We start from the raw sequence: 21,784 nt of genomic DNA on the forward strand, positions 1-21,784 counted from the left end.
CAAAATGCCAATAGTGATCGAACCAAAAATTTCTGGATATTTGTTCAGACCACTAAATGTGACTGAAAAAGACGTTGAAGAATCGATGAAGGAAGTTCGTGAATTATTAAAGCAGTTGGAAATGGATGATTCAAAATGAGAACGTCATCCTTTGGTTATTGCCGAAAAGCATTAATTTACCGTTTGGGTTAAAGGAGTGATCAACGATGCCTGACGAGCTACTCGAAAAACTAGCAAACTATTACACGAGCGAATATGTCAAATTAAACAGACCGGAGATAGCTGCTATTCCGTTTGTAGAATGGCTTGAACGCCTTGGATGGGAGGTAGTGCAGTGATTCAATTTACGGTGTACGGAGAACCAGTGGCGCAGGGACGACCAAGAGCAACGACAATCAATGGCCACATTCGAATGTACGATCCTAAGAAGTCTAGTGACTACAAAGACTATGTTAGACTTGTAGCTTCTGAAAAAGCGCCAAAACATCTTCTAACTGGTCAGATTGAAATGAAAGTGAGAATCTATAGACCAATACCCAAAAGTTTCAGCAAGAAGAAGACATCACAGGCTGAGTTAGGATTGATTAGACCTACAACTAAACCCGATGCTGACAACTATCTAAAAGCTATTAAGGACGCTCTCAAGATGGTGATTTGGAAAGATGATAGCCAAGTAGTTGATGTTCAGATTGGCAAATGGTACAGCGAACGACCACGCATTGAAGTGCAAATCAGTGAAATTTAGAGAGGGGAAATCAAAAATGGGATATATCGAATTTAAGTCTGTTGTAAAAAAAGTGAATTTAAAGCCGGGCGGAACAAAGGAAATTGTACTTGAAGTAACAGGAAGCGGTCTGAATGGTAAATTAGACATGCTTTCCGAAATGATTGATCAAAAGGTTGAAGTTAGCCTAGATTCATTGATTGTATCGTATAACATTATACTAAATGCTAGAGATAATAAACCATTGATTACTTATCAAGTTGATGAAAATGGTATTGTATCCGAAGCAAAACCTGATCTTGAGCAACAGCAATTAACCTTAGGGCTTCCACCTGAAAAAGTAGAGACGAAGGAAGAAACAGATGAAGTTGACAGAGATATTGTAGATGAATTCATCCGTAGTGGACTAGCACCTACATATGATGATCTAAAATATGATTTTGAAAATATTATGAAACGTAGATTTGATGGCGAATCGTACTTAAAAATGGCCCGTGAGCTTGAAATATCTTCTGGTAAGTTAGCCGAAGTTATCGATGAGTACAGAAAAAGAGTAGCTCCACTGGCTAAAAAGTGGAACGATTGGAGAGAAGAAAAAGGGATAGATACAACTGCTACCGAGCAAGAACAAAAAGATGTTGACAAGGAAACGACTGATGATGATCAGGATAGCAAAGATGAAGGAAAGCAAGGAGCGGCCTAACGCTGCTCCTTTAGAAAAGGAGGATGAACACGATGCCTAAAGCGACATTGGAGTTTTCTAACAACGGAGGAGATGAGCCGTGGATCTATACGTGATCAAGAAGTCAACAAATGAAGTTATTGTTTATCTTAAAAATGTGGATAAGATTGAGATTAAACAATACAAAAATAAATACAGCAAGAATAAACGATTCAAAGTAGTTGTTAGATAAAAAAATCCCCTCAGCTAGTGAGAGGAAAATATGTTTGCTCATACATATTATATCACGGGTGAGGGGTGGTTGTATATGGAACAGCTGTCATTTTTAGAAAAAGAGATACCTAAATCTTTGTACGTAAGAAAAGTTGAACGTATTTTATATGAGTATCCTGCTTTAAAGGCATCACAAGAAAATGAGAAAGAGTTAGAAAAAGCTGGACTTGGCAATCTATTCCCTTCTTTGATTAGTTCATATGAAGATAGTATAAGAGGAACAGACATTTCAAATACGACTGAGAAGTTTGGTATCAAGAGAGCTGAAAAAGCATTGAAAATCATGCAGATTGAAAGAGCGTTAAATGCACTTAATCATGAAGAAAAAAGATTAGTTAAAGAAAAGTATTTCAATCCTGCATTCCCATCAGATATTAGAGTGTATACGTCATTAAATTTAGGTTCAACAGCTTATTATAAATTAAAGGATCAAACTATAAGAAAAGTAGCAACTGCCTTGAACATCATTTAAAACGCGTAGAAATCGCGTAGAAAATGCGTAGAGAAAGTGCTAATAAAACTGTTATTATGATATCAAGTAAAAACTGTAATTATCTCATACTTTTTTCTCCCCCTTATGGCCGTCCGAATGGGCGGTCTTTATTTTATCTCGGATGTGATGGTTATGTGTAATAAATGTGTGTGGGCTAGCCATGCTGGAAATAAGATTGTTTGTCCGTTCGTGCGGTGTATAAAGTTGGATGGGTGGAAGGCGGATAAAAATGCCGAATAGACCATTGAAACCGTGTTCATATCCTGGATGCACGAACCTAACAAGAGAACGTTATTGTGAGAAGCATAAGAAACAAGAACAGAAAAGATATGATGAACATCGTGGAACAGCTGCACAGAGAGGTTATGATTGGCGCTGGCAAAGATATTCTAAATATTTTCTTAAACAGCCTGAGAATGCGTTTTGCAAACTGCAATTCCCTGGATGCACTAGACTAGCGCAGTGTGTTGACCATATCGACCCTCCTGATGGACAGAACGACCCAAGATTTTGGGATACAAACAATCACCAAGCAGCATGCATCCATTGCAATAGCGTAAAGGGTCATAGGTATATTAAGGGTAAAGGATTGAATGGATGGTTTGAGAATGGATAAGGTATATACATTAACTAAAAGGGCAGGCTGTAGATTTGCCTGAGCTTGATTAAAAGTATAAAAAATAACAAAACCCAAGGAAAATGCACCTTTTCTTGGGTTTGTTCCACGTTTGGGAACCTTAACTCACTTGCAGATATTTAGAATTATCCAGTATGGTTGCTGGGTTCTAAAATCACCAAGAGGTGCATTCTTGGCTTCTATGGGTGAGGCTATGACTTAAGCTGTTGTGGCTCAGCTTTTTTATTACCCCTCATAGCTCATAGCAACTAGGACACTAATGGGTCTACTTGGTTTATGTAGATTATCCAGTAGTGTTACCTAATTTTAAGGAACGAGGGAAGTTCAAAACCTGTGTCAAGAAGACCAGCTCCTTTCTCCCCTTCAAGGGTTATATTAATTATATTAGAATTACCTAATCCTAACAATGGGGAGGGGGTAGGCAATCTCTACAAGGAGCAAGCCCTAGACCGGCGCCCCACCTTCGCGCGAGATTTTTTCCCAAAACTAAGTGCATTTAGAAAAGAGGTGATGACCATGCCAGGAGGTAGACCTCCAAAACCATTGCAATTAGTTCAGGGGCATCGAACAAAAGCTGAAAAGGCCGTGAGGGCAAAAGCGGAGAGCGAACTCCTGACTGGAGTCACTATGAAAGAATCTCCGGAAGTAAAAAAAATCCTATTGCCCACAAAGAATTTAGGCGAATCAAAAAGCTTCTAAAATCTATCAACAAAGATGATGACCTTTACGGCAACATCATTAATACACATTGCTTGCTTGTTGCAGAGATCAAAGAAATGGAATCGACAAGAACACAGTTCTTAAAAACGCTTGGGGATTTTGAAGAACATGCTGATGATGAGGATTTAAGCTTTACTGAAAAAACGCAGTTCCGAATGAAACTTCAAAGTCAAATTTTAAGCCTGGATAAATCTCTCATGGCTAAACGTAAAATGGTACTTGATATATCCAAAGAAAATATTATGACCATACAATCAGCCTTAAGGTCAATACCTAAAACACCAGAAAATCAAGAACAAAGTTTAATGGCGTCTTTTTTAAATAAGCGTGGTGTAGGTAATGCGACATGATAAAAACAGGGCCTTAGAAGTTATTGAGTTTATTCAACTTCTTCATTTGACAGATGACTTTTATGGAAAACCGTTTATATTACAAGATTGGCAGCATCAAATTATATGGGATGTTTACGGAACTGTAAACAACAATGGATATCGCCAATACCGCTATGCTTATTTAGAAATCCCGAAGAAGAATGCTAAAACGACTACAATAGCAGCTTTGGCACTGTACCATTTAGTCTTAGATGATCCAGGTGGCCAGATCTATACTGCTGCTGCAGATAGAGAACAGGCATCACTAGTCTACAACGCTATTAAGCAGATGATAGATCAAGAACCAATGTTACAAGAAATTCTTAAGATTACAGACAGTAAAAAGTTAATTAAAAACAAAAACACTGGCACGTTCTTAAAAGTCTTATCTGCTGAAGCATATACAAAGCACGGTATCAACCCGACGGTTGTTATATTCGACGAGCTTCACGCTCAACCAAATCGCGATCTTTGGGATGTCATGACATTCGGTTCTGGAGCCGCTCGTAAAGAACCTTTATATTGGGTTATTACCACTGCTGGTGATGATCCAGATAGAAAATCAATAGGTTGGGAAGTACACGAATATGCTAGAAAAGTTCAAGATGGAGAAATAGAAGATCCATATTGGTATGTAAAAATTTACGGCGCACCAGAAGATGCGGACATCTTCGACGAAGCTACCTGGTACATGGCAAACCCTTCGCTTGGTGTCACGATCGACATTGAGAGTGTCCGTCAAGAAGCCATAGGTGCTAGGAATGATCCAGCAAAAGAAAAATTATTCCGGTGGTTGCGGCTTAATCAATGGGTTTCACTTAAGCAAGTCGGGTGGCTCCCGCTTACGCTTTGGGACTCGACGACGGAAAAAGAAATCACAAAAGCGGATCTCATCGGCAAGAAGTGTTATGCCGGACTTGATCTTTCATCTACAACCGACCTTACTGGGTTGGTTTTAATTTTTCCTCCACAAGATGGATTAGATGATTGGTATTTTATTTCTGAGGGCTGGATTCCAGAAGATAACATGAAAGAGAGAGTAAGACGAGACCATGTTCCATATAATAGATGGGTTAACCAAGGATATTTACATGCAACACCTGGTGACGTTATTGATTATGAGTTCGTTGAAGCCAGAATATTAAATCATAATAAGCTATATAATCTTGTTGCTCTCGGTTCAGATCCTTGGAATAGCCGTATGTTGACTCAAAGATTGATTAATAAAGACATTGATGTAATAGAAATACTGCAAAATATGAATAATTTATCTCCTGCAATGAAAGAAACTGAACGGCTTCTAAGGTCGAGCCATATGAAACATGAAGAAAATCCTTTGGCTCGTTGGTGTTTTGGTAATGTAAATATAGCTGTTGATGGCAATGAGAACATAAAGCCTATGAAAAATAAGTCTTTTGATAGGATAGACCTTACTGTCGCTTTAATCATAGCAATGGCTGTAGCAATACAATTTGGTGAGAATAAAGCTTCAATATACGAAGAAAGAGGGGTGATTACATTTTGAAGATACCTATTATAACTAAATTGCTTGAAAAACGTTCTAATTTATCTACGCCGGAACGTTGGGTAATTGATTGGTTTACTGGTGGTACGCAATCTAAAAGTGGAATAAATGTTAACGAACAAACAGCGCTGTATTCAAGTGCTGTTTTTGCTTCTGTAAGAATAATTTCCGAGACCATAGCATCACTACCTTTAAATGTTTACAAAAGGTTAGAAAATAATGGAAAAGAAAAAGCAAGAGATCATCCGTTATTTAGGCTTTTACATGATCAACCTAACGAAGAAATGACAGCATTTACTTTCTGGGAAACTATCGTTTCTCATATCATGCTTTGGGGAAACGGATATGTTTATATTGAATATAACAACAGTGGAAGACCGGTAGCGTTATGGCCATTAACTCCAAATAAAATTAAACCTAAAAGAAATGAAAAGACAAAAAGGATTGAATATGAACTGAATTTGCCTGATGGAGGGACAAAAATACTTTATTTTGAACAAATTATTCATGTACCAGGTTTAGGTTTTGATGGGTTAGTTGGTTATTCTCCTATCCAAATGGCAAAAGAGGCAATAGGATTAAGTCTCGCAGCTGAAGAATTTGGATCAAGATTTTTTGCAAATGGTATGAATGTCGGAGCTGTTGTAACTCATCCAAATACATTATCTGATCCAGCTTATAAACGTTTAAAGCGAGAATTGCAAGAAAAATACGAAGGGCTTGGCAAATCTCATACCTTGATGCTTTTAGAAGAAGGAATGCAATTTGCTAAAAACACTATTCCACCAAACGATGCACAATTCTTGGAAACTCGTAAATTTCAATTAAACGAAATAGCAAGGATATTCCGTGTTCCACCGCACATGATTGGTGATCTGGAGAGAGCGACCTTCAGTAATATCGAACATCAATCAATCGAATTTGTAGTTCACACAATACGTCCTTGGTTAGTCAGAATTGAACAAGCTCTTAAGATGAAGCTATTTAATTCTGATAAATTTTTCCCTGAGTTTAAAGTAGATGGGCTTCTAAGAGGGGATATAAAAAGTCGTTTTGAAGCTTATCAAATAGCTTCCCAAAACGGATGGTTTAATGCCGACGAAATAAGAGAGCTTGAAAACATGAATCCGCAACCAAATGGACAAGGTAAAGTGTATTTTATTAATTCAGCAAGCCTACCAAAAACGCAATTAATTAATCAAGCAAGCAATAAAGGGGGTGATGGTAAGAATGAATGAAAAACTTGAACAAAGGGCATTTGACATAACAGGTATTGAAGTTAGGGCTGGAGAAGGTGACGAGCCTATAAAGATAACCGGTTATTTTATTGAGTGGGAGAAATTATCTAATCCAATTATGGGTTTTTTTCGTGAAAAGTTTGCCAAAGGTGCATTTAGAAACTTAGTTAATGGCGATATTCGAGCCTTATGGCAACATGATGTATCAAAAGTCCTTGGTAGAACCACTAACAAGACATTAACTATTTATGAAGATGACAGAGGAGCAAAATTCGAACTCATTCCCCCTGAAACCACTTGGGGAAAAGATGCAGTCGAATCTATTAGGCGTGGTGATGTTTCAGAGATGTCATTTATGTTTAAGGGCTTTAAGGATGAATGGGATGAAAAAGCAGACCCGGACTATCCTATTAGAACCGTATTAGAAGCTGACTTATATGAAGTATCACCTGTGACATTTGCTGCATATCCCCAAACGTCGGTTGGTGTTAGATCAGCTCAAGACGTTTATCAAGCTTATGTCCAAAAAACAAAAGCGAAAAAACCTGATAGCAAAATAGCTATCAGAAAGAAAAAGCTAGATTTATTAGAAAAATCAATTTAAGGAGTGATCAAATTGAAAAAAATCTTAGAAAAGAAACAAAAACGTGCTGCATTAGTAAAAGAAGCACGGCATCTGTTAGAAACTGCAGAAAAAGAAAACCGTAGTTTGACTTCTGAAGAAGAAGACCAGTATGACCGTATCATGAAAGATGTTGATGATATGGGTAAGGAGATTGAGCGTGAAGAAAGATTATTAGCTTTAGAAAGTGGCCTTGAAGGTCGTGAAGGTGAACCATACCGTCAAGAACCAGGTCAACAGCAAAACCCAGAGAGCAGAGAAAATCCTAGAGCAACTGAAGAATATCGTGCAGCATTTGAACGCTTCATTCGTTCCGGTACTACTGCTTTAAGTGAAAAAGAAATTCGTGCAATGCAAGCTGACAACGATGCAGGTGGCGGTTACTTAGTAGCAGCTCAAAAATTTGTTCAAGAGTTAATCAAAGCGGTTGATGATCATGTAATTATTCGTCAATTTGCAACTACAGAATCAATTGCCACTTCAAAAAGTTTAGGTGTTCCAACATTGGATTCTGACGCAGATGATGCTGAATGGACATCAGAATTAAAAACAGGTAGCACAACAGAAATTGGATTCGGTAAACGTGAACTTCGTCCACATCCATTATCCAAGCGTGCATTAATCTCTAATACATTGCTTAGATTAACCAGTAATGGAGCTGAGTCTTTAGTTAGAGAACGTTTAGCTTACAAATTTGCTGTAGCCCAAGAAAAAGCGTTTATGACTGGTGATGGAGTAAATAAACCATTAGGTATATTTACTGCGTCAAAAGATGGTATTTCTACAAATCGAGATGTAAGCACAGGTAATACTGCAACTTCAATACAAGGCGATGGTTTAATCGAAGCGAAATTTGCATTGAAAGGAGCATATCATCCAAGAGCACGTTGGATTTTCCATCGTGATGCAGTAAAACAAATTCGCAAATTGAAAGATGCAAATAATCAATACATCTGGACGCCTGGTTTAGCTGGCGGTGAACCTGACAAAATTCTTGATTTACCTTACCACATGAGTGAATACGCTCCAAACACATTTACTACTGGCAACTACGTTGGTATTTTAGGAGTTTTCAGTTACTATTGGATTGCTGATGCATTAGATATGCAGATCCAACGTTTAGTAGAACTTTATGCTGAAACTAATCAGACTGGATTTATTGGTCGCCTAGAAACAGATGGTATGCCAGTTCTGGAAGAAGCGTTTGTACGTGTGAAATTAGCTTAAAGTAATTAACCCAAAAGAAGGGTTATTTTTTATGCCCTTCTTTCTTTGTTTTTTTAGAATATTAATTAGGAGAGTGATCTAAAGTGCAAGATATGAAAAATAATATTGATGCAGTTACTACGTTAGAACCGGCTGCAAGAACAGCAACTGCTAATGGTACTGGTGTTGATTTACAGGGTTTTGATGCTGCAACTGTTGTTATTCAAGTTGGCACTATTACTGATGGTACTCATACACCAACAATTGAAGAAAGCGATGATAATGTTACATTTACTGCTGTTGATGCAGCTGATTTGATCGGGACATTATCAAATCTAGCAAATAGCACTAACCAACGTGTAGGATATATCGGAACAAAACGTTATATTCGTGTAGTAAGCACAGTGTCCGGTGCTACTACAGGCGGTGTTTATGGCGCCTTAGTAGTTAGAGGACATGCACGTAAGTATCCAGTAGTGTAATAATTGGTTGATTAAGCCGGGTAAAGATGCCCGGCTTTTTGGAGGTGTGAAAATGGCTGAAAAAATAAAACTTAGAATGAAAACGACTAGCGCTGGTCCTGATGGTGTAATGATTGAAGGTAGAGAATATGATGTGGATATAAAAGAAGCAGAAGTCTTAGTTGCTGGTAAATATGCTGCGTATGTTGAACAGCCAGATGAGAAAAAAGAAGTTCCAAAGAAGGAAACCCCTAAAAAAACACAGCGGAAGAAGTGATCTAAATGGCGCTTAGTGCAAACGCGTTAACTTCCGTTACCGCAGTCAAAGAATACCTTAAAATCGATGCAACGGATACAAGTCAGGATTCTTTGTTTGAAGCGTTGATCAACGCTTCATCTAATGTTATCGAAAACTACTGTAATCGTTCGTTTATTGAGAGTACTTACACAGACGAGGAATACGACGGCAAAGAAACATCAAATCTTATACTTAAAAACTTTCCGGTATATTCAGTCACGTCTATCAAAATTGATGATGTTTTAGTAGACTCGACTGAATATAAGGTACGGAAAGATTCTGGAATCGTAGTACGATTAAATTCAGTTTGGCCAGCAGGAATAATGAATATTAAAGTAACATATACAGCTGGTTATACTGCAATTCCTGCAGATGTAGAACTTGCTTGTAAGCATCTTGTAATGTTTTTTTATAAAATGGACGTTGCAGATTTCGGTCGTACCTTTGGCGAAGGTATTGTATTGCGTCCAGAGGCTATTCCACCGCAAATAAGAATAATATTAGGACCGTACAGAAGGGTGTTGGTGTAAATGGTCGCAATAAAAATCACAGGGAATCTTGAAATAAGCCAAGACGCACAATATTTAATAGATAATCATCAACATTTAGCGTCTGATGCCATTGAAAAAGGTTTAGAAAACGTTGGTAAAGCAGTAGACAAAAACGTAAAAAAACAATCGTAACTAAAGGGCTAGTCGGAAAAGGAAATCTATTAAAAAGCATTGATTATGAGCTCAAAAAAACAACTAAACTAGCAAAAGCGATCATAGGTTCAACTTCTTACAAAGCTCACATACTAGAAGGTGGAGCTAAGCCCCATACAATCAAAACTAAACTTAAAAAATCTATTGCTTGGTCCGGTGCTGATCATCCAGTCAAAGTAGTTAAACATCCAGGGGTGCGCGCTTACAACTTCTTTGGTGGAACCATCAATGAAATGGAGAGCGCAGGCACTATAGAAGGTTTATTTTCTCAAGGTGTTCAAGAAGCTATTAATGATTTAGTTAAGAGAGGTTTCTAAGATGACAGATCTAAGAGTAATTGAAACCAATGTCAAGAGTATATTAGAGCAAGTGGCAGCATTTAAAAAAGTATATGACCAAGAACCTAAGAATTTAGTTCAACTACCGGCTACAAGCTTGTTTTTTGATGGATTTAAGCAAAGAGATGAGAGTACTAGGAGAAAATACGTTGATTGGCGATGGATTTTACGTATTTACGTACAATTGAACGATGCAGAAAAGGCTCAAACAGAGTTAAAACAACTTATACTAGATTCATTGGACAAATTAAGGCAAAATCCATCGTTAAACAGTACTTGCTTATATCATACAATCACAAATGGAGAAATTTTTGTTTTAACAGACCAGAATAATCCGCAATTAATGGCAGAATTGCACTTAGAAGCTACTACTCAAGAGAATTATTAAAGGAGTGATCCTATTGAGTAAGAAGATGATATACAAAGGAAATGAACCTAGGGAATTCCCGCGCTTCGGAGTATTTAAGCCAGGCGATGATGAAATAGAGTTTAATGAAACTTTATTTAAAACCGGCTTTTTTGAAGAAATAAAAAGTAAAAAGAAGAAAGATGGTGATGAATAATGCCTTTTGGTGCATTAACTCACATTGGACTAGGTAAAGAAGCTACATGGGGGACTCCAGTAGCTTCGACTGAATACCTTCAATTTGTATCTGAAGGGATTAACGAAGAAATCGAACAAATTATAAGTGCAGCGCAGCGTGGTATTGTGGATGAGTCGGCATCGTTTGAAGGCTTACATAACATTGCCGGTGATATTTCATTCGAAGTTTATCCAAACGTCTTGGGACATATGCTTAGAGCTGCATTTGGGGAACCTGTTACGACTCAGCCTGATGCAACAGGGAGCCCAACTGTTTACCAACATGTTTTCACACCTGTTCAAGACAATTTCTCATCTTTATGTGCTTTACCACCCTATACATTGGAAGTTCATCGCGATTTAGAGCAGGCCTTTCAGTATACCGGAGCTGTAGTAAATGATTTAACGTTGTCTTTTGGTACTGATCAAAAGATCATGCAAGGTTCGGCTGCAGTCATTGCAAAAACACTTCAACTTATTGCAAAAACGGCGCCTAGCTTTGAAGTAACAAATCCATTCCTATGGCATCAAGCTAAAATATCAATCAATGGTGCAGAAAATAAAGACGTTCAAACACTTCAATTCGGCGTAAACAACAGCCTTGAAGGTAGAACAACACTTTCCGGTACTCGTGAGATCTCTCGTATCAGAAGAACTGGAAGAAGAACTTTCCCCGTGAATTTTACTTTTGATCTTTCTGATCTGAGTGAATTTAATCGATTCAGAGCTCAACAAGAAGTTGCTACACGCATCGAACTAACAGGTGATGTAATAAGTGGAACATTTACTTATAAGCTTATAATTGATATACCGAAGCTACGTTATACTGCATTTCCGATCAACATCGGTGGATCTGAACAAATCACAGCACAAGCAACGGGTGTAGCGAAATATGATCCTGCATCGAATTTTGCTATGAAAGTAACTTTGGTTAATACTAAACAGTCGTATTAAAAAAAGCACTCTAAAATGGAGTGCTTACTTACTTATTGCTAAAGAAGTTATCTTTTCACCTTTGTTATAGTATTCCAAGACAATGGGAGCATCAGGTCTATAATTTTTAAATTGGTTACTAAGCATTTCTTCTAAAGTTTTCAACCAATCATATGCTTCGACAGTGTTTTGAGGTGGGTTTTCTTTACCAGTCCAAACTACTTCAACATAATAAGTATTGTCTTTTTTATAAACTTTTTGGAAGTGAACTGATGAGATATTATCATCAACACGATACAACTTAGAAATTTCAGGTGAATTCGTAACTACATCCTCAGGTAATAGAAAGATAGACGCAAATAGTATTGCGATAAAAGCAAAAGTGAATAAGATGCTTTGGTTAAATCTTTTTCTTTTTTTAATAACAGCAAAAACGATTGCTAGAATCAGAGAAACTATGCTTAATAAAATACTAATCACAACAACAGTCATCATAATAAATACGCCTCCTTTTTATACATCATATTCTAAAAAATACCACATATATGTTTAAAATCCTCTTAATTTTTTTATTTTATTGGTAGAAAGGAATGAATTTTTGTGTTTTCAAAAAATAAACCAACTAAGCGAATTGATTTGCCAGAAGGGAATTGGGTGGAACTGCAATATCTTTCAAAAGGTCAAAAAGATATCTTAACAAGTGAACTTGCTGGTATGTTTAAGAAAATGAATATTCAAATATTAGATAAAGATATCAAGATGAATAATGATGATATCAATGAAAACATTGTGAACAAAGTAAATGAAGTAGAATATAAAAAGCTTTCATTTGCAATTAAAGCATGGAGTGCTAACGATGTCGAAATTAACGAAGATTCTATCAAAGATTTAGACGAAGAAGTGTATGAAAAGATTTTAGATGAAGTCAATAAAATGAATAACTTAACAGAGGATGACGTAAAAAACTCACTAGAGCGGTTGCCGAATTAAAAGGTAATCGCTCTTTTTCTAATTACTATTTGGATTTGTATCTAACTTGTAGGGAGTTTAATTCACTACCATATGATGGTGGAGTTCTAGATCAACCAGCAGTTATTATGGATGCATTTTCTTTAATTCGTAGTTTGTTAAGTGCAGGAGGAGGGATTAGTATTGGCCAAACGTAATTCTGTCGAAATTGTTTTAGCAGCCCAAGACCAGGCGTCTAAAGAGATTGAAAAAGCGATTAGAAAAACAACAAAAGAATTTGGATCATTAAACAAGTCGCTACGTAATATTGGTCTAGAAGCTGATGAGATTGACAAAATTAATCAAAAAGTAAAAAACGCTAATCCCAAAATTTTGGAAAACGAATTGGCTAATGTTAGAAATCAACTTAAGAATTTAGGTTTGGATGCAACTCAAATCGATAAAATTACTACAGAATTAAAAAAAGCTGAATCTGTAGCAGAGAAGGCTGGCAAAGAAATTGAAAAACGATTAGAAACCCTAGACAATATTGGCAAAAAAGCTATGATCGCAGGGGCTGCAACAACTGCTGGATTAACAGCTGTAGCAACTGAAGGATTTAATGTTTTTGAGGAAAGATTTAATGCAGCTGATAACTTAGTAAGACAATATGGAGAGCAACAAGCTCAGTTATGGCAAAAGTGGGCAAGTAATTTAGAAGCGAAAACTGCAGTTTCGAAAGACGCATTTTTACAAGAAGCACAAGCTGTTTATACATTAAATAAAGCTTATGGGTTATCAATTGATCAAACTCAAATGTTAACTCAACGTTCCTTAGATTTAGCAAAAGCAAAAGGATTAGATTTAAGTGAAGCAAATGAAAGAGTAATTGCAGCTATTCGAGGTGAAGCTGAATCTGCTGAGTACCTAGGTTTAACTCTTAATGATACTTATATGAAAAACATAGCCTTGAATGGTGCATATAAAGATCGTTGGGAAAAGATGACTGACCTTGAAAAAGCTCAGGTCAGGTATCAAGAATTTTTAAAACAATCTGCTTATGCAGAAGGGATAGCAGAAGAAAGAGCTAATAACAATACTGCTGCAATGGATCGTTTACAAAACTCTTTAAAAAATGCATCAGAACTCTACTGGAAAGCTGTTGCTCCAGCAGTAATGACAGTAACTGATAAGATTACAAGTCTTACAAACTGGTTTAATAACTTAGACGAAAAAACTCGAAATATAATTACAATAACAAGTACCTTTGGGTCAATTTCACTTATAGCAGCTGGAGGAATTGCACTAACTATTGTAAAAGTAGCTCAACTAGTTAAGCTGATGAAGGATTATCAAATTGCTACTAAAGTCGCAGCTGCATCACAAACCGCTTTGAATTTTGTAATGAATGCAAATCCAATTGGGCGAATAATTACAGTTATTGGTATACTCGTTGGTGCATTAGTTACTCTTTATAATACTAATGACAAAGTAAAGATATTTATGCTCAACATCTGGAAAGATATCTCATCCGGTGTTGGCACCTCAATAGACTGGATCCTAGCCAAAATTGAAAGCCTGGTTTCCTTTATCCCAGGCTTAAGTGATAAGATCGAAAAATTCAGGCAGAAAACTCAACAGACATTCGATGATTACGAGAAAAAATTAACTGCTAGCATCATCAAAACACAATATGTACACTCTGAAATGACCAAGCAAATATCTGAAGAAGAAAACTTTATGATCGCTCTTAAAAAAAGAAAAGCAGAAGAAAGCGTTGCATCAGATAATATGGTCATTGCTAGTAATGCTAATGTAGTTTCCAGCAATGCTGCAGTTACACAATCATATGTTGAAGCAAAAGATGCAGTAGAAGAATATAAAGCAGCACAACTGTCTAATATTGATTTTCAACGCAAAGAAATTGATAAAGCATTCGAGATCAGAAAAGCTCAACTTGGTGAAGAAGCTAATGAGCAAAAAAAGGTGACACTAGAACTACAACATTACCAGGATGAGCAAAAGTTAGTAGCGCAACAATTAACCATTCTTCAAGAAAAATATGAACTTTCAAAGCATGTAAAAGGTGAGAATGCGGAAGCAACAAGACAATTAAAACTTGCCATTATGGATTTACAGCTTGAGCAGATCAATCTAACAAATTCGATTGAAAAATCAATTCAGGCTATGCAACAGCAAAAGAGTATTATGGTTGATGATAATGATATTATCTTTAAGAAAAACGAAGATGGAGCTTGGGTACAGATTGGGAAAAGAGGCATAAGTAAAGATGTAGGTACTGATGCTTATAGACAAGCTAATCCAGATATGCCATGGTGGTTAGGTGGAGGCAAAAAAGATGAAGATATACCTGGCTTAGCAGAAGGCGGTTCTGTAACAAAATCAGGGCTAACATGGGTAGGAGAAAACGGTCCTGAGTTATTAAATTTGCCTAAAGGTGCAGAAGTAAGACCTTTAGAAAAGGTTCCTTTGTTAGTTGGTGCAAGTGCTCCTATTGTCTTAAATTTTAATTTCACTGGGTCAAATATCTTCTCAGACTCTAAACAGCAATTTAAAAGATTCATACAATCAGAGGTCGCTCCAATTGTATCTCGTGAAATTGGTAAAACAGTACTGAAGCGTAAGAAGATTTAGGAGGTGGAAGGATGCCGCTCACAATTACAATAAACGGAATTGATAGAACAGCTAATATTGATCCTTCCACTTTTCAAAAGACAGATGCGCTAACAGATGAAGAAGATCGTTGTTCATTTCAATATGAGTGCTCTGATGTTGCTGAAAAACCAATTGAAGGGCAAGAAATCATCATAACGGAAGGAGCAAACAAAGTATTTGCCGGGCATATTGTCAGCGCTCCTGAAGTCGAGAATGTACCAGGAGAGTTTATCTATCAAGTTGAATGTGGGGACTATCAAAGACTACTAGACAAGCATCTTGTCGTTGAAAAGTACGAGAATATGTTTGCTGGGGATATTGTAAAAGATATTCTAACAAAATATACTTCTGGGTTTACTTCAGTGAATGTAAAACAGGGAGAGATTATTAAAAGTATTTCATTCAACTATAAGTATCCAGGAGAATGCTTTAAAGAGCTTTCAGAGCTCACAGGGTATAATTGGTATATCGACTATGACAAAGATGTTCATTTCTTTGATCAGTTCACTAATTCAGCACCATTTGCCTTGGATGATACAGAATCTAATTATTCTGATTTAGAGATTACAGCTGATATATCGCAGCTTAGAAATCGCGTATATTTTAGAGGAGGAACCTATCTATCAGATTTTTTTACTGAGACTCATGAAGGCGGAAAAGAAGTTTGGAACCTTGGTTATAAACCAAACGAATTAAAAATTAAGGTTAATGATGTTGCTAAATCTGTCGGTATTGAGAATATAGATGACCCATCAACAGTTGATTTTCTCATGAACTATCAAGAAAAACATGTAATATCTGGTTCATTGAACACAGTTTCAACAGACGTAGTTAAATTCACTTATAAATACGAAGTTCCTGTGCTCACTGTGGTTGATGATTATGATTCTATTAATCGCATGAAGGCTCTTGAAGGTGGAGACGGAATATATGAACATATCATCGTTGACAAAGAAGTTGCCAGTAAAGACCTTGCCAGACAGATATCACAAGCAGACTTGGATCAACATTCCGATCCATTACTTTCAGGAAGCTTTAGAACGAACGAAAGAGGGCTTAGAAGTGGGCAATTGATTCACATTACAAACACTAAAAGAAATATTGAAAGTGACTTTTTAATTCGTAAAGTTACTATGAGCTGGCTTACTGCTGACAAGTATGTTTATGATGTTCAAATAGCTTCTAAATTAAAAGGGCTAGAAGATTTACTTGTTCAACTTTTCAATCAAAGCAGGCAGATAGAGGTTCGAGATGATGAGGTGTTGGATAAGTTACTTGTATTAAAAGATACAGCAAAATTAACTGATACTCTTACAATTAGCGCTGGAGCTCCTGAATCAAGAATTGGTTATGCAAGAATCGGTTATTCAGAAATAGCGTAGGTGGTGACGCAATGAGGGAAGATTTAGATTTGAAAGGTAAATTAACTATTGTGATAGAAAATGTAGTCACGGGTAGGATACGAACAGTAGTAGTTGATAACTTAGTTATTTTAAATGGCCGTAATCTTATACGTGATTTTCTTTTTGGTGATGCAGTGACTGGTCTTACGCACATGGCTTTGGGTACTGATACAAGTGAGCCATCAGTAACGCCGACGATAACGGAAGTATTCCGGAAAGTATTTACATCAAAAGCTAAAGCAGATGGAAAACTCACTGTCGATATGTACCTTTCATCCACTGAAGCAAACGGTTATACATTAACAAGTGCTGCTCTTTTTGGTAATGGGGCAACAGATTCTGCAGGTACTGGAACACAATATAATAAAGTTATTCACGACCAAATTTCAAAAACAGCTTCTTTGTCTATTACATACACTTGGGATTTATATATAAATGCGGGGTGATTAGATGCCTATATTAGATCTGTTAGATGCAAAACTATCATTTTTGCAAAAGCAAATAATAGCATTACAAAACAATGAAAAGGTATTGCAAAAAGTTGGCGGTACTGTAATTCAGAATTTCGGAGAAGAAATAAAATTTCAGCAGTCACGCATTGATAACCTAAATTGGGCCAAAACGGTAACAGATCAAGAAATTCATTCAGAAATTACAAGGCTAGAAAGTACTTTAACACCTGAAGAACTTTCTTGCAAATATGGTATTACAAGAGGTTTAAGTTTTGGGACGATCGAAGCTATTGCGAAAATAGAAGATTTAGAAATAGCCTTAGGTATACATCCAAATGTGCGGGGGGTGTAATAATTGGCATATGTAAAAACGATAGTATCAACAGGGGATATTATTACTGCAACATTGATGAATGATATACAAACCCAATACGACGAAGCAAAAGCGGACATTGATGCACATACTTCTCGCACCGACAATCCACACGCTGTAACAGCTGCGCAGGTGGGGGCGGTCAACAAAGCCGGGGACACGATGACTGGTGCTTTATATCTACCATCTGTAGATATAGGTAATAACGCTAATGGTGCAATTGAATTAGGTAAAAAGGATGGTACTACATCTACACCATTCATTGATTTTCATAGCGGTGCTACTGTTGTTGATTATGATTCAAGAATTATCGCAGGTGGAGGAACTGGCGTTACTGGTGGTGGAACGATAGATATAAAAGCTGCAAATGTAACGATCAATGCAAACAAAGTATGGCACGCAGGGAACGACGGTGCAGGTAGTGGACTTGATGCGGATACGGTGGATGGGAAACATGCAAGTGATTTTATGAATAAAACTAAGATATACGGTTATGCAACATATACCGATACATTAAGTTCTGAACAAACACTCATAAAAACAATACCCTTGGGAGGAATATATGCACATGGTAAATTAACTATGAAAGCAAGTGTATTTGGTATTTTAGTTAATTTTTCAACTAATCCAGATACAACGTTAGTTACAGGAACAATAAAGTATTATACTGATCCTCACGGGGGGAGTTGGAGTAAAAGGAATTTGGGAACGGTTTCAAATAGTACTTATGGATATTCAGCAAGTGGAAATTCTTCTATAAACGTAAATAACATATATATAAACGAGACTGACTTAGTGATAGAATTTAAAAACACGACCACATCCAGTCCCAGCCTAAATGCACGTATAGATTGGGAGGTGTGGTGATGTATAGAATAGTGATTCAAAATGGTCTCGTTGTAAGCATTGAGTCGATGCACCATCTCACAAGCATAGATGGAATTGAAGGTATCTTTGTTGGCGATGGTGTGATAGAAGCTACAAAATATCCAGCTAATTTTGATGTGGATGAAAAAGGTAACATAACTCGAATATATAACTATCTGCATGTATCTGTAGACAAACCACAAATCACAGCAGACGGCATAGATACCGCTACCATCACTGCAACAGTAGACGACAATACAAGCACAGAGGTAATTGAACTCTATCAACTCAATGAAGATGGAACAGAAACACTTGTGGCAAGCAAGAATGCAGTGAATGGTGTAGTAACTTTCGAGATAACAATGACGCAACCTGGAATACTTAATCTCATAGTGAAATCCACGACTAAATATGGACAAACTAATGTAACGATAAAGGGGGTCTAATTGATGTGGAATCATACGAAAAAAGGGAAAAAAATAGAGTTTGGACGTGAACTAACGAAAAAGGAAAAAGTAAAACAAAAGCTAAATGCAAAATCATTTCAACAAATGAGTAGAGCAGAAAAAGATGATCTGCTTTATGATCTGTTAGTAATGCATGATCTAGTAGACACCAAATACTGAAAGTAGGTGGGTATATGACAGACCTAGACATATTATCAGAAATACGCGAACGTGTGGTACGTGTCGAAACAAAGATCGATCTTATGACTGACGTTAAAGACACTGCAGAAGAGGCAAAAGAAACAGCTAACGAAGCATTGCAAAGCACGAAGTCAGCTCACCATAGAATCGACGAAATCTCAAAGAACCAAACATGGCTATGGAGAACAGTGATTGGAGCACTACTCACAAGTGCAATCGGATTGCTGTTTTTCTATTTTCAGAAAGTGGGGTGATAACATGCGACGTTTCAAAGCCTATACGCTTGATGAATTTGATCGTTTCATTCGTAACTTCAACTTCACACGCCCTATCAATCATATTCAGATTCACCATACTTGGAAACCGAGAAAAACTGATTATCAAGGAGAAAAAACAATTGAAGCCATTTGGAGGTACCATACTGAAACAATAGGCTGGAGTGACATTGGTCAACATTTTACCATTTCTCCTGATGGTTTAATTTGGGATGGAAGGGATCTAAATGTCATTCCTGCTGGCATTAGTGGTCATAACACAGGTGGAATTATGTTTGAGATGATCGGTAATTTTGATAAAGGTCAAGAGGTATTAGAAGGAAAACAATTGAACGCCATTTTGGGTGTAGTGAGTATATTGCTTGAAGAGCTGAATCTAACCACAGATGATATAGTCTTTCATCGGGAATATTCTAACAAAACTTGCCCAGGATCAGGGATAGCAAAGGATTGGTTCATCCAACAAATGAAAAAGTGGAAGGAGGAACAAGAAAAAGTGGAAAAAGTGAAGATCACATACAAAGGTGAAGTGATGCAAGGAGTTGTCATCGATGGTGTGAGCTATGCGCCTGTTCGTGTTCTGGCAGAGTCGCTGGGATTGCAAGTGAACTGGAACTCTGCAAAGAAAACTGTTGAATTAAAATAAGAAAGGATGTTGAACATGTTAATCGATCAAAATGTCACATATTTAGTTGTGTTGTTAGCACTCATAACAGTGCTTTTTTTATTGCGTTTTTTGGTGAGAAAGTACGCGAAGGGCAAGATCGCACTCATCATGCTCGTGGTTGAGAAAAAACTCTCCACCTTTGCAGCAGAAAAGGCAAGCAGCAAAGAAAAAAGACTTGCTGCTGAGAGAATGATTGTTGAAAAGTTTTATCCCTTGTTGCCTGCATGGGCGCGGCTATTTATAAGTGTGGATTGGTTGGTTAAGCAGATTGATATTTTATATACAGAAATGCTCGATTACTTGGACGATGGGGAAAATAATGATTCGGTGTAAAAATAGAATATATTTATTGACGATAAATTACATCTATTGACATTGTAAGTAAATATATTCTATAATTAAATTACCGAAGGAGGAATTGCGAAAAGGGTCTACCGACGGCTTCCTGTTCATAACGATGAACTAGCAATCCTCAAAAAATAAATATCTTTTACGAAACACCTAATTAGGTGTATTTTTTTCTTTTTGAGCATAATTATAATTACCGGGGTCATATTAGCGAATTGTCTTCAGCAGAGAAGGCGTGCCTTTGGCTAGCTAATATGACCACTTTTTTACCTGAATTCCCATAAATTATTCTCTTTACTTTTAATTTTCTCATAATAATAAGGATAGTTTTTTTCATAATTTTTAAAGATTGCACCACAATACATATCAGCTATTTGAATTAAAGAGTTCTGACGCCAGTTTTTAAATTTGATTTCCTTAATAATGTATCCGTTATATCTAGCTTTTTTCCTCATGTACACTTTTAGTTCATTTTGAAAAGCTTTGTCACTAGATGCATCAACAATAATCTTTGCGTTATCAAGGTATCCTTCTGAAAATTTAACCATCTGTCCAACTACAAAATTGTAAAATTTTTTCTTATTTTCTTTTAAAAAATCGGAATATATTATTCTTTTGTCTATGACAATACATCTATAAAAATATTTCCCCGTAATGTGTGTAAAAAATGCTTCTTTAACTTTATCGGGTAATTCCTTAAAATGGAATTCTTTGTACCAATTAATTTCTTTACGGAGAGATTCGATCTCCTTAGCAACTTGTTCTGCATCACTATTTCTCTCGAAAAACACCATTGTAACAAGAAAATGATCACTTGATCCTTGATTAAATTTAAACCCTGTATCTCCAGATTCATCTACAAAGACTAACAAGCCGGTTAACTTCCCCTCTATAAATGTAATATTTTTATATTATAGTTCTAGCACAGATTAAAATTTAGTAAATTTTAATCTGTGGAAAATGTGGATAAACTAATTTTTTATTCGTACTTTTCATGTTTTTTTAAATATAGCCTTTGACCAATTCAAGGTATTAGTTTTTATTAGTTAATGGGACTTTCTTTCCTTTACATTCAGGGCATTTTTTGCTTCTCCCAACGTTCCATCAATTCTTACTTGATGAACAACACTATAACCGTAGCATAGTTTGCACTCATCATTCTCATATTCAATCAAGTGTAGTTTATTAGTCATCGTTTTTGCTTTTAGCTTCATATTGTTTCCCTCCCATTTTTTATAATATTCAATTAAATGGAATAAAAATCCTGTCACTATAAATTTTTAAAAAAAATTTTACTCGTACTAGCATATTTTTGCCACC

General features: G+C 36.5%; 33 protein-coding genes. 30 read left to right on the forward strand and 3 right to left on the reverse strand.

All coding sequences use genetic code 11. From position 1 onward, the window contains the following. The first annotated feature begins 4 nt into the window (after positions 1 to 4). The 19 genes from U473_RS15340 (at position 5) to U473_RS01625 (ending at position 11,829) form a co-directional block, all read left to right on the forward strand. A complete protein-coding gene (locus U473_RS15340; RefSeq protein ID WP_268807432.1) occupies positions 5 to 139 on the forward strand; it encodes a hypothetical protein in 135 nt (44 codons plus the stop codon). A gap of 195 nt (positions 140 to 334) precedes the next feature. Further along, on the forward strand, positions 335 to 745 hold the full coding sequence (locus U473_RS01555; RefSeq protein WP_068722714.1) for a RusA family crossover junction endodeoxyribonuclease: 411 nt from the start codon (positions 335 to 337) through the stop codon (positions 743 to 745). Positions 746 to 761: 16 nt separating this feature from the next. Then, the gene (locus U473_RS01560; RefSeq protein ID WP_068722716.1) at positions 762 to 1,427 is read left to right on the forward strand and encodes a 2-methylcitrate dehydratase; all 666 of its coding nucleotides are present in this window, start codon (positions 762 to 764) and stop codon (positions 1,425 to 1,427) included. Between the two features lie 79 nt (positions 1,428 to 1,506). Then, on the forward strand, positions 1,507 to 1,638 hold the full coding sequence (locus U473_RS15345) for a hypothetical protein (RefSeq protein WP_268807433.1): 132 nt from the start codon (positions 1,507 to 1,509) through the stop codon (positions 1,636 to 1,638). 75 nt (positions 1,639 to 1,713) lie between these two features. Beyond that, on the forward strand, positions 1,714 to 2,151 hold the full coding sequence (locus tag U473_RS01565) for an ArpU family phage packaging/lysis transcriptional regulator (RefSeq protein WP_068722718.1): 438 nt from the start codon (positions 1,714 to 1,716) through the stop codon (positions 2,149 to 2,151). A gap of 250 nt (positions 2,152 to 2,401) precedes the next feature. Beyond that, a complete protein-coding gene (locus tag U473_RS01570; protein ID WP_068722720.1) occupies positions 2,402 to 2,788 on the forward strand; it encodes an HNH endonuclease in 387 nt (128 codons plus the stop codon). A gap of 354 nt (positions 2,789 to 3,142) precedes the next feature. After that, on the forward strand, positions 3,143 to 3,508 hold the full coding sequence (locus U473_RS01575) for a hypothetical protein (protein ID WP_068722722.1): 366 nt from the start codon (positions 3,143 to 3,145) through the stop codon (positions 3,506 to 3,508). A 77-nt stretch (positions 3,509 to 3,585) separates the two neighbouring features. After that, positions 3,586 to 3,879 carry a hypothetical protein gene (locus tag U473_RS01580; protein ID WP_153011976.1) on the forward strand — a complete coding sequence of 98 codons (294 nt, stop codon included), beginning with the start codon at positions 3,586 to 3,588 and terminating at the stop codon, positions 3,877 to 3,879. After that, entirely contained in the window at positions 3,869 to 5,425 is a 1,557-nt protein-coding gene (locus tag U473_RS01585; RefSeq protein ID WP_068722726.1) for a terminase large subunit, read from the forward strand. Before U473_RS01580 ends, U473_RS01585 begins: the two co-directional genes overlap by 11 nt. Beyond that, entirely contained in the window at positions 5,422 to 6,663 is a 1,242-nt protein-coding gene (locus U473_RS01590; protein ID WP_161937262.1) for a phage portal protein, read from the forward strand. Before U473_RS01585 ends, U473_RS01590 begins: the two co-directional genes overlap by 4 nt. Then, positions 6,656 to 7,267 (forward strand): HK97 family phage prohead protease, encoded by a 612-nt coding sequence (locus U473_RS01595; protein ID WP_068722728.1) that lies wholly within the window; start codon positions 6,656 to 6,658, stop codon positions 7,265 to 7,267. Before U473_RS01590 ends, U473_RS01595 begins: the two co-directional genes overlap by 8 nt. A gap of 12 nt (positions 7,268 to 7,279) precedes the next feature. Next, positions 7,280 to 8,512: a phage major capsid protein gene (locus U473_RS01600; protein ID WP_068722730.1), complete on the forward strand. Its 1,233-nt coding sequence runs from the start codon at positions 7,280 to 7,282 to the stop codon at positions 8,510 to 8,512. Positions 8,513 to 8,595: 83 nt separating this feature from the next. Continuing rightward, positions 8,596 to 8,973 (forward strand): hypothetical protein, encoded by a 378-nt coding sequence (locus U473_RS01605; protein WP_068722732.1) that lies wholly within the window; start codon positions 8,596 to 8,598, stop codon positions 8,971 to 8,973. A gap of 52 nt (positions 8,974 to 9,025) precedes the next feature. Then, complete coding sequence (locus tag U473_RS01610; RefSeq protein ID WP_068722734.1) at positions 9,026 to 9,229, forward strand: hypothetical protein; 204 nt, start codon at positions 9,026 to 9,028, stop codon at positions 9,227 to 9,229. 5 nt (positions 9,230 to 9,234) lie between these two features. Continuing rightward, positions 9,235 to 9,780, forward strand: a complete 546-nt coding sequence (locus U473_RS01615; protein WP_068722736.1) for a head-tail connector protein — start codon at positions 9,235 to 9,237, stop codon at positions 9,778 to 9,780. Further along, positions 9,781 to 9,933 (forward strand): hypothetical protein, encoded by a 153-nt coding sequence (locus U473_RS14680; RefSeq protein WP_161937263.1) that lies wholly within the window; start codon positions 9,781 to 9,783, stop codon positions 9,931 to 9,933. It begins immediately after the preceding gene. 339 nt (positions 9,934 to 10,272) lie between these two features. Continuing rightward, the gene (locus U473_RS01620) at positions 10,273 to 10,680 is read left to right on the forward strand and encodes a hypothetical protein (protein WP_068722738.1); all 408 of its coding nucleotides are present in this window, start codon (positions 10,273 to 10,275) and stop codon (positions 10,678 to 10,680) included. Positions 10,681 to 10,693: 13 nt separating this feature from the next. Next, the gene (locus U473_RS14685; protein ID WP_161937264.1) at positions 10,694 to 10,855 is read left to right on the forward strand and encodes a hypothetical protein; all 162 of its coding nucleotides are present in this window, start codon (positions 10,694 to 10,696) and stop codon (positions 10,853 to 10,855) included. Beyond that, positions 10,855 to 11,829 (forward strand): phage tail tube protein, encoded by a 975-nt coding sequence (locus U473_RS01625; protein WP_068722740.1) that lies wholly within the window; start codon positions 10,855 to 10,857, stop codon positions 11,827 to 11,829. Before U473_RS14685 ends, U473_RS01625 begins: the two co-directional genes overlap by 1 nt. A 24-nt stretch (positions 11,830 to 11,853) precedes the next feature. Here the strand turns inward: U473_RS01625 and U473_RS01630 are convergent, their stop codons facing one another. Then, positions 11,854 to 12,303, reverse strand: a complete 450-nt coding sequence (locus U473_RS01630; protein ID WP_068722742.1) for a hypothetical protein — start codon at positions 12,301 to 12,303, stop codon at positions 11,854 to 11,856. 105 nt (positions 12,304 to 12,408) lie between these two features. Here U473_RS01630 and U473_RS01635 point away from each other — a divergent pair, with 105 nt between their 5' ends. The 11 genes from U473_RS01635 (at position 12,409) to U473_RS01680 (ending at position 20,449) form a co-directional block, all read left to right on the forward strand. After that, positions 12,409 to 12,798 carry a hypothetical protein gene (locus U473_RS01635; protein WP_068722744.1) on the forward strand — a complete coding sequence of 130 codons (390 nt, stop codon included), beginning with the start codon at positions 12,409 to 12,411 and terminating at the stop codon, positions 12,796 to 12,798. Between the two features lie 162 nt (positions 12,799 to 12,960). Further along, on the forward strand, positions 12,961 to 15,411 hold the full coding sequence (locus U473_RS01640) for a phage tail tape measure protein (RefSeq protein ID WP_068722746.1): 2,451 nt from the start codon (positions 12,961 to 12,963) through the stop codon (positions 15,409 to 15,411). Between the two features lie 11 nt (positions 15,412 to 15,422). After that, complete coding sequence (locus U473_RS01645) at positions 15,423 to 16,814, forward strand: hypothetical protein (protein WP_068722748.1); 1,392 nt, start codon at positions 15,423 to 15,425, stop codon at positions 16,812 to 16,814. A gap of 11 nt (positions 16,815 to 16,825) precedes the next feature. Continuing rightward, positions 16,826 to 17,281, forward strand: coding sequence for a hypothetical protein (locus U473_RS01650; RefSeq protein WP_068722750.1), 456 nt, complete (start codon positions 16,826 to 16,828; stop codon positions 17,279 to 17,281). 4 nt (positions 17,282 to 17,285) lie between these two features. After that, positions 17,286 to 17,639 carry a hypothetical protein gene (locus U473_RS01655; RefSeq protein ID WP_068722752.1) on the forward strand — a complete coding sequence of 118 codons (354 nt, stop codon included), beginning with the start codon at positions 17,286 to 17,288 and terminating at the stop codon, positions 17,637 to 17,639. A gap of 3 nt (positions 17,640 to 17,642) precedes the next feature. Then, a complete protein-coding gene (locus U473_RS14860) occupies positions 17,643 to 18,527 on the forward strand; it encodes a hypothetical protein (RefSeq protein WP_068722753.1) in 885 nt (294 codons plus the stop codon). Continuing rightward, a complete protein-coding gene (locus tag U473_RS01665) occupies positions 18,527 to 18,973 on the forward strand; it encodes a hypothetical protein (protein ID WP_068722754.1) in 447 nt (148 codons plus the stop codon). Before U473_RS14860 ends, U473_RS01665 begins: the two co-directional genes overlap by 1 nt. Positions 18,974 to 18,976: 3 nt before the next feature. Further along, complete coding sequence (locus U473_RS14690) at positions 18,977 to 19,153, forward strand: hypothetical protein (protein ID WP_161937265.1); 177 nt, start codon at positions 18,977 to 18,979, stop codon at positions 19,151 to 19,153. A gap of 14 nt (positions 19,154 to 19,167) precedes the next feature. After that, positions 19,168 to 19,428, forward strand: coding sequence for a hemolysin XhlA family protein (locus U473_RS01670; protein ID WP_068722755.1), 261 nt, complete (start codon positions 19,168 to 19,170; stop codon positions 19,426 to 19,428). A gap of 4 nt (positions 19,429 to 19,432) precedes the next feature. Next, a complete protein-coding gene (locus U473_RS01675; RefSeq protein ID WP_068722757.1) occupies positions 19,433 to 20,095 on the forward strand; it encodes an N-acetylmuramoyl-L-alanine amidase in 663 nt (220 codons plus the stop codon). A 15-nt stretch (positions 20,096 to 20,110) separates the two neighbouring features. Then, positions 20,111 to 20,449 (forward strand): hypothetical protein, encoded by a 339-nt coding sequence (locus U473_RS01680; protein WP_068722758.1) that lies wholly within the window; start codon positions 20,111 to 20,113, stop codon positions 20,447 to 20,449. A gap of 281 nt (positions 20,450 to 20,730) precedes the next feature. On the opposite strand, the gene U473_RS01685 is transcribed toward U473_RS01680, so the two are convergent. Together U473_RS01685 and U473_RS14695 are read right to left on the reverse strand one after the other, a co-directional pair. Beyond that, entirely contained in the window at positions 20,731 to 21,336 is a 606-nt protein-coding gene (locus U473_RS01685; RefSeq protein ID WP_068722760.1) for a DUF3800 domain-containing protein, read from the reverse strand. 174 nt (positions 21,337 to 21,510) lie between these two features. Continuing rightward, positions 21,511 to 21,678: a hypothetical protein gene (locus U473_RS14695; protein WP_161937266.1), complete on the reverse strand. Its 168-nt coding sequence runs from the start codon at positions 21,676 to 21,678 to the stop codon at positions 21,511 to 21,513. Between the last annotated feature and the right edge of the window lie 106 nt (positions 21,679 to 21,784).

The organism is Tepidibacillus decaturensis (assembly GCF_001561915.1).
In the GTDB taxonomy this organism is placed as follows: domain Bacteria; phylum Bacillota; class Bacilli; order Tepidibacillales; family Tepidibacillaceae; genus Tepidibacillus_B; species Tepidibacillus_B infernus.

Excerpts from the sequence above, each read along its gene's own strand:
- U473_RS01620 (WP_068722738.1), top strand. The coding sequence starts at position 10,273 with ATGACAGATCTAAGAGTAATTGAAACCAATGTCAAGAGTATATTAGAG.
- U473_RS14680 (WP_161937263.1), top strand. The coding sequence starts at position 9,781 with ATGGTCGCAATAAAAATCACAGGGAATCTTGAAATAAGCCAAGACGCA.
- U473_RS14695 (WP_161937266.1), bottom strand. The coding sequence starts at position 21,678 with ATGAAGCTAAAAGCAAAAACGATGACTAATAAACTACACTTGATTGAA.
- U473_RS01560 (WP_068722716.1), top strand. The coding sequence starts at position 762 with ATGGGATATATCGAATTTAAGTCTGTTGTAAAAAAAGTGAATTTAAAG.
- U473_RS01565 (WP_068722718.1), top strand. The coding sequence starts at position 1,714 with ATGGAACAGCTGTCATTTTTAGAAAAAGAGATACCTAAATCTTTGTAC.
- U473_RS01670 (WP_068722755.1), top strand. The coding sequence starts at position 19,168 with ATGACAGACCTAGACATATTATCAGAAATACGCGAACGTGTGGTACGT.
- U473_RS01675 (WP_068722757.1), top strand. The coding sequence starts at position 19,433 with ATGCGACGTTTCAAAGCCTATACGCTTGATGAATTTGATCGTTTCATT.
- U473_RS15340 (WP_268807432.1), top strand. The coding sequence starts at position 5 with ATGCCAATAGTGATCGAACCAAAAATTTCTGGATATTTGTTCAGACCA.
- U473_RS01680 (WP_068722758.1), top strand. The coding sequence starts at position 20,111 with ATGTTAATCGATCAAAATGTCACATATTTAGTTGTGTTGTTAGCACTC.
- U473_RS01615 (WP_068722736.1), top strand. The coding sequence starts at position 9,235 with ATGGCGCTTAGTGCAAACGCGTTAACTTCCGTTACCGCAGTCAAAGAA.
- U473_RS01645 (WP_068722748.1), top strand. The coding sequence starts at position 15,423 with ATGCCGCTCACAATTACAATAAACGGAATTGATAGAACAGCTAATATT.
- U473_RS01625 (WP_068722740.1), top strand. The coding sequence starts at position 10,855 with ATGCCTTTTGGTGCATTAACTCACATTGGACTAGGTAAAGAAGCTACA.
- U473_RS01610 (WP_068722734.1), top strand. The coding sequence starts at position 9,026 with ATGGCTGAAAAAATAAAACTTAGAATGAAAACGACTAGCGCTGGTCCT.
- U473_RS01650 (WP_068722750.1), top strand. The coding sequence starts at position 16,826 with ATGAGGGAAGATTTAGATTTGAAAGGTAAATTAACTATTGTGATAGAA.
- U473_RS14690 (WP_161937265.1), top strand. The coding sequence starts at position 18,977 with ATGTGGAATCATACGAAAAAAGGGAAAAAAATAGAGTTTGGACGTGAA.
- U473_RS01630 (WP_068722742.1), bottom strand. The coding sequence starts at position 12,303 with ATGATGACTGTTGTTGTGATTAGTATTTTATTAAGCATAGTTTCTCTG.
- U473_RS01595 (WP_068722728.1), top strand. The coding sequence starts at position 6,656 with ATGAATGAAAAACTTGAACAAAGGGCATTTGACATAACAGGTATTGAA.
- U473_RS01655 (WP_068722752.1), top strand. The coding sequence starts at position 17,286 with ATGCCTATATTAGATCTGTTAGATGCAAAACTATCATTTTTGCAAAAG.
- U473_RS01585 (WP_068722726.1), top strand. The coding sequence starts at position 3,869 with ATGCGACATGATAAAAACAGGGCCTTAGAAGTTATTGAGTTTATTCAA.
- U473_RS01580 (WP_153011976.1), top strand. The coding sequence starts at position 3,586 with ATGGAATCGACAAGAACACAGTTCTTAAAAACGCTTGGGGATTTTGAA.
- U473_RS01665 (WP_068722754.1), top strand. The coding sequence starts at position 18,527 with ATGTATAGAATAGTGATTCAAAATGGTCTCGTTGTAAGCATTGAGTCG.
- U473_RS01570 (WP_068722720.1), top strand. The coding sequence starts at position 2,402 with ATGCCGAATAGACCATTGAAACCGTGTTCATATCCTGGATGCACGAAC.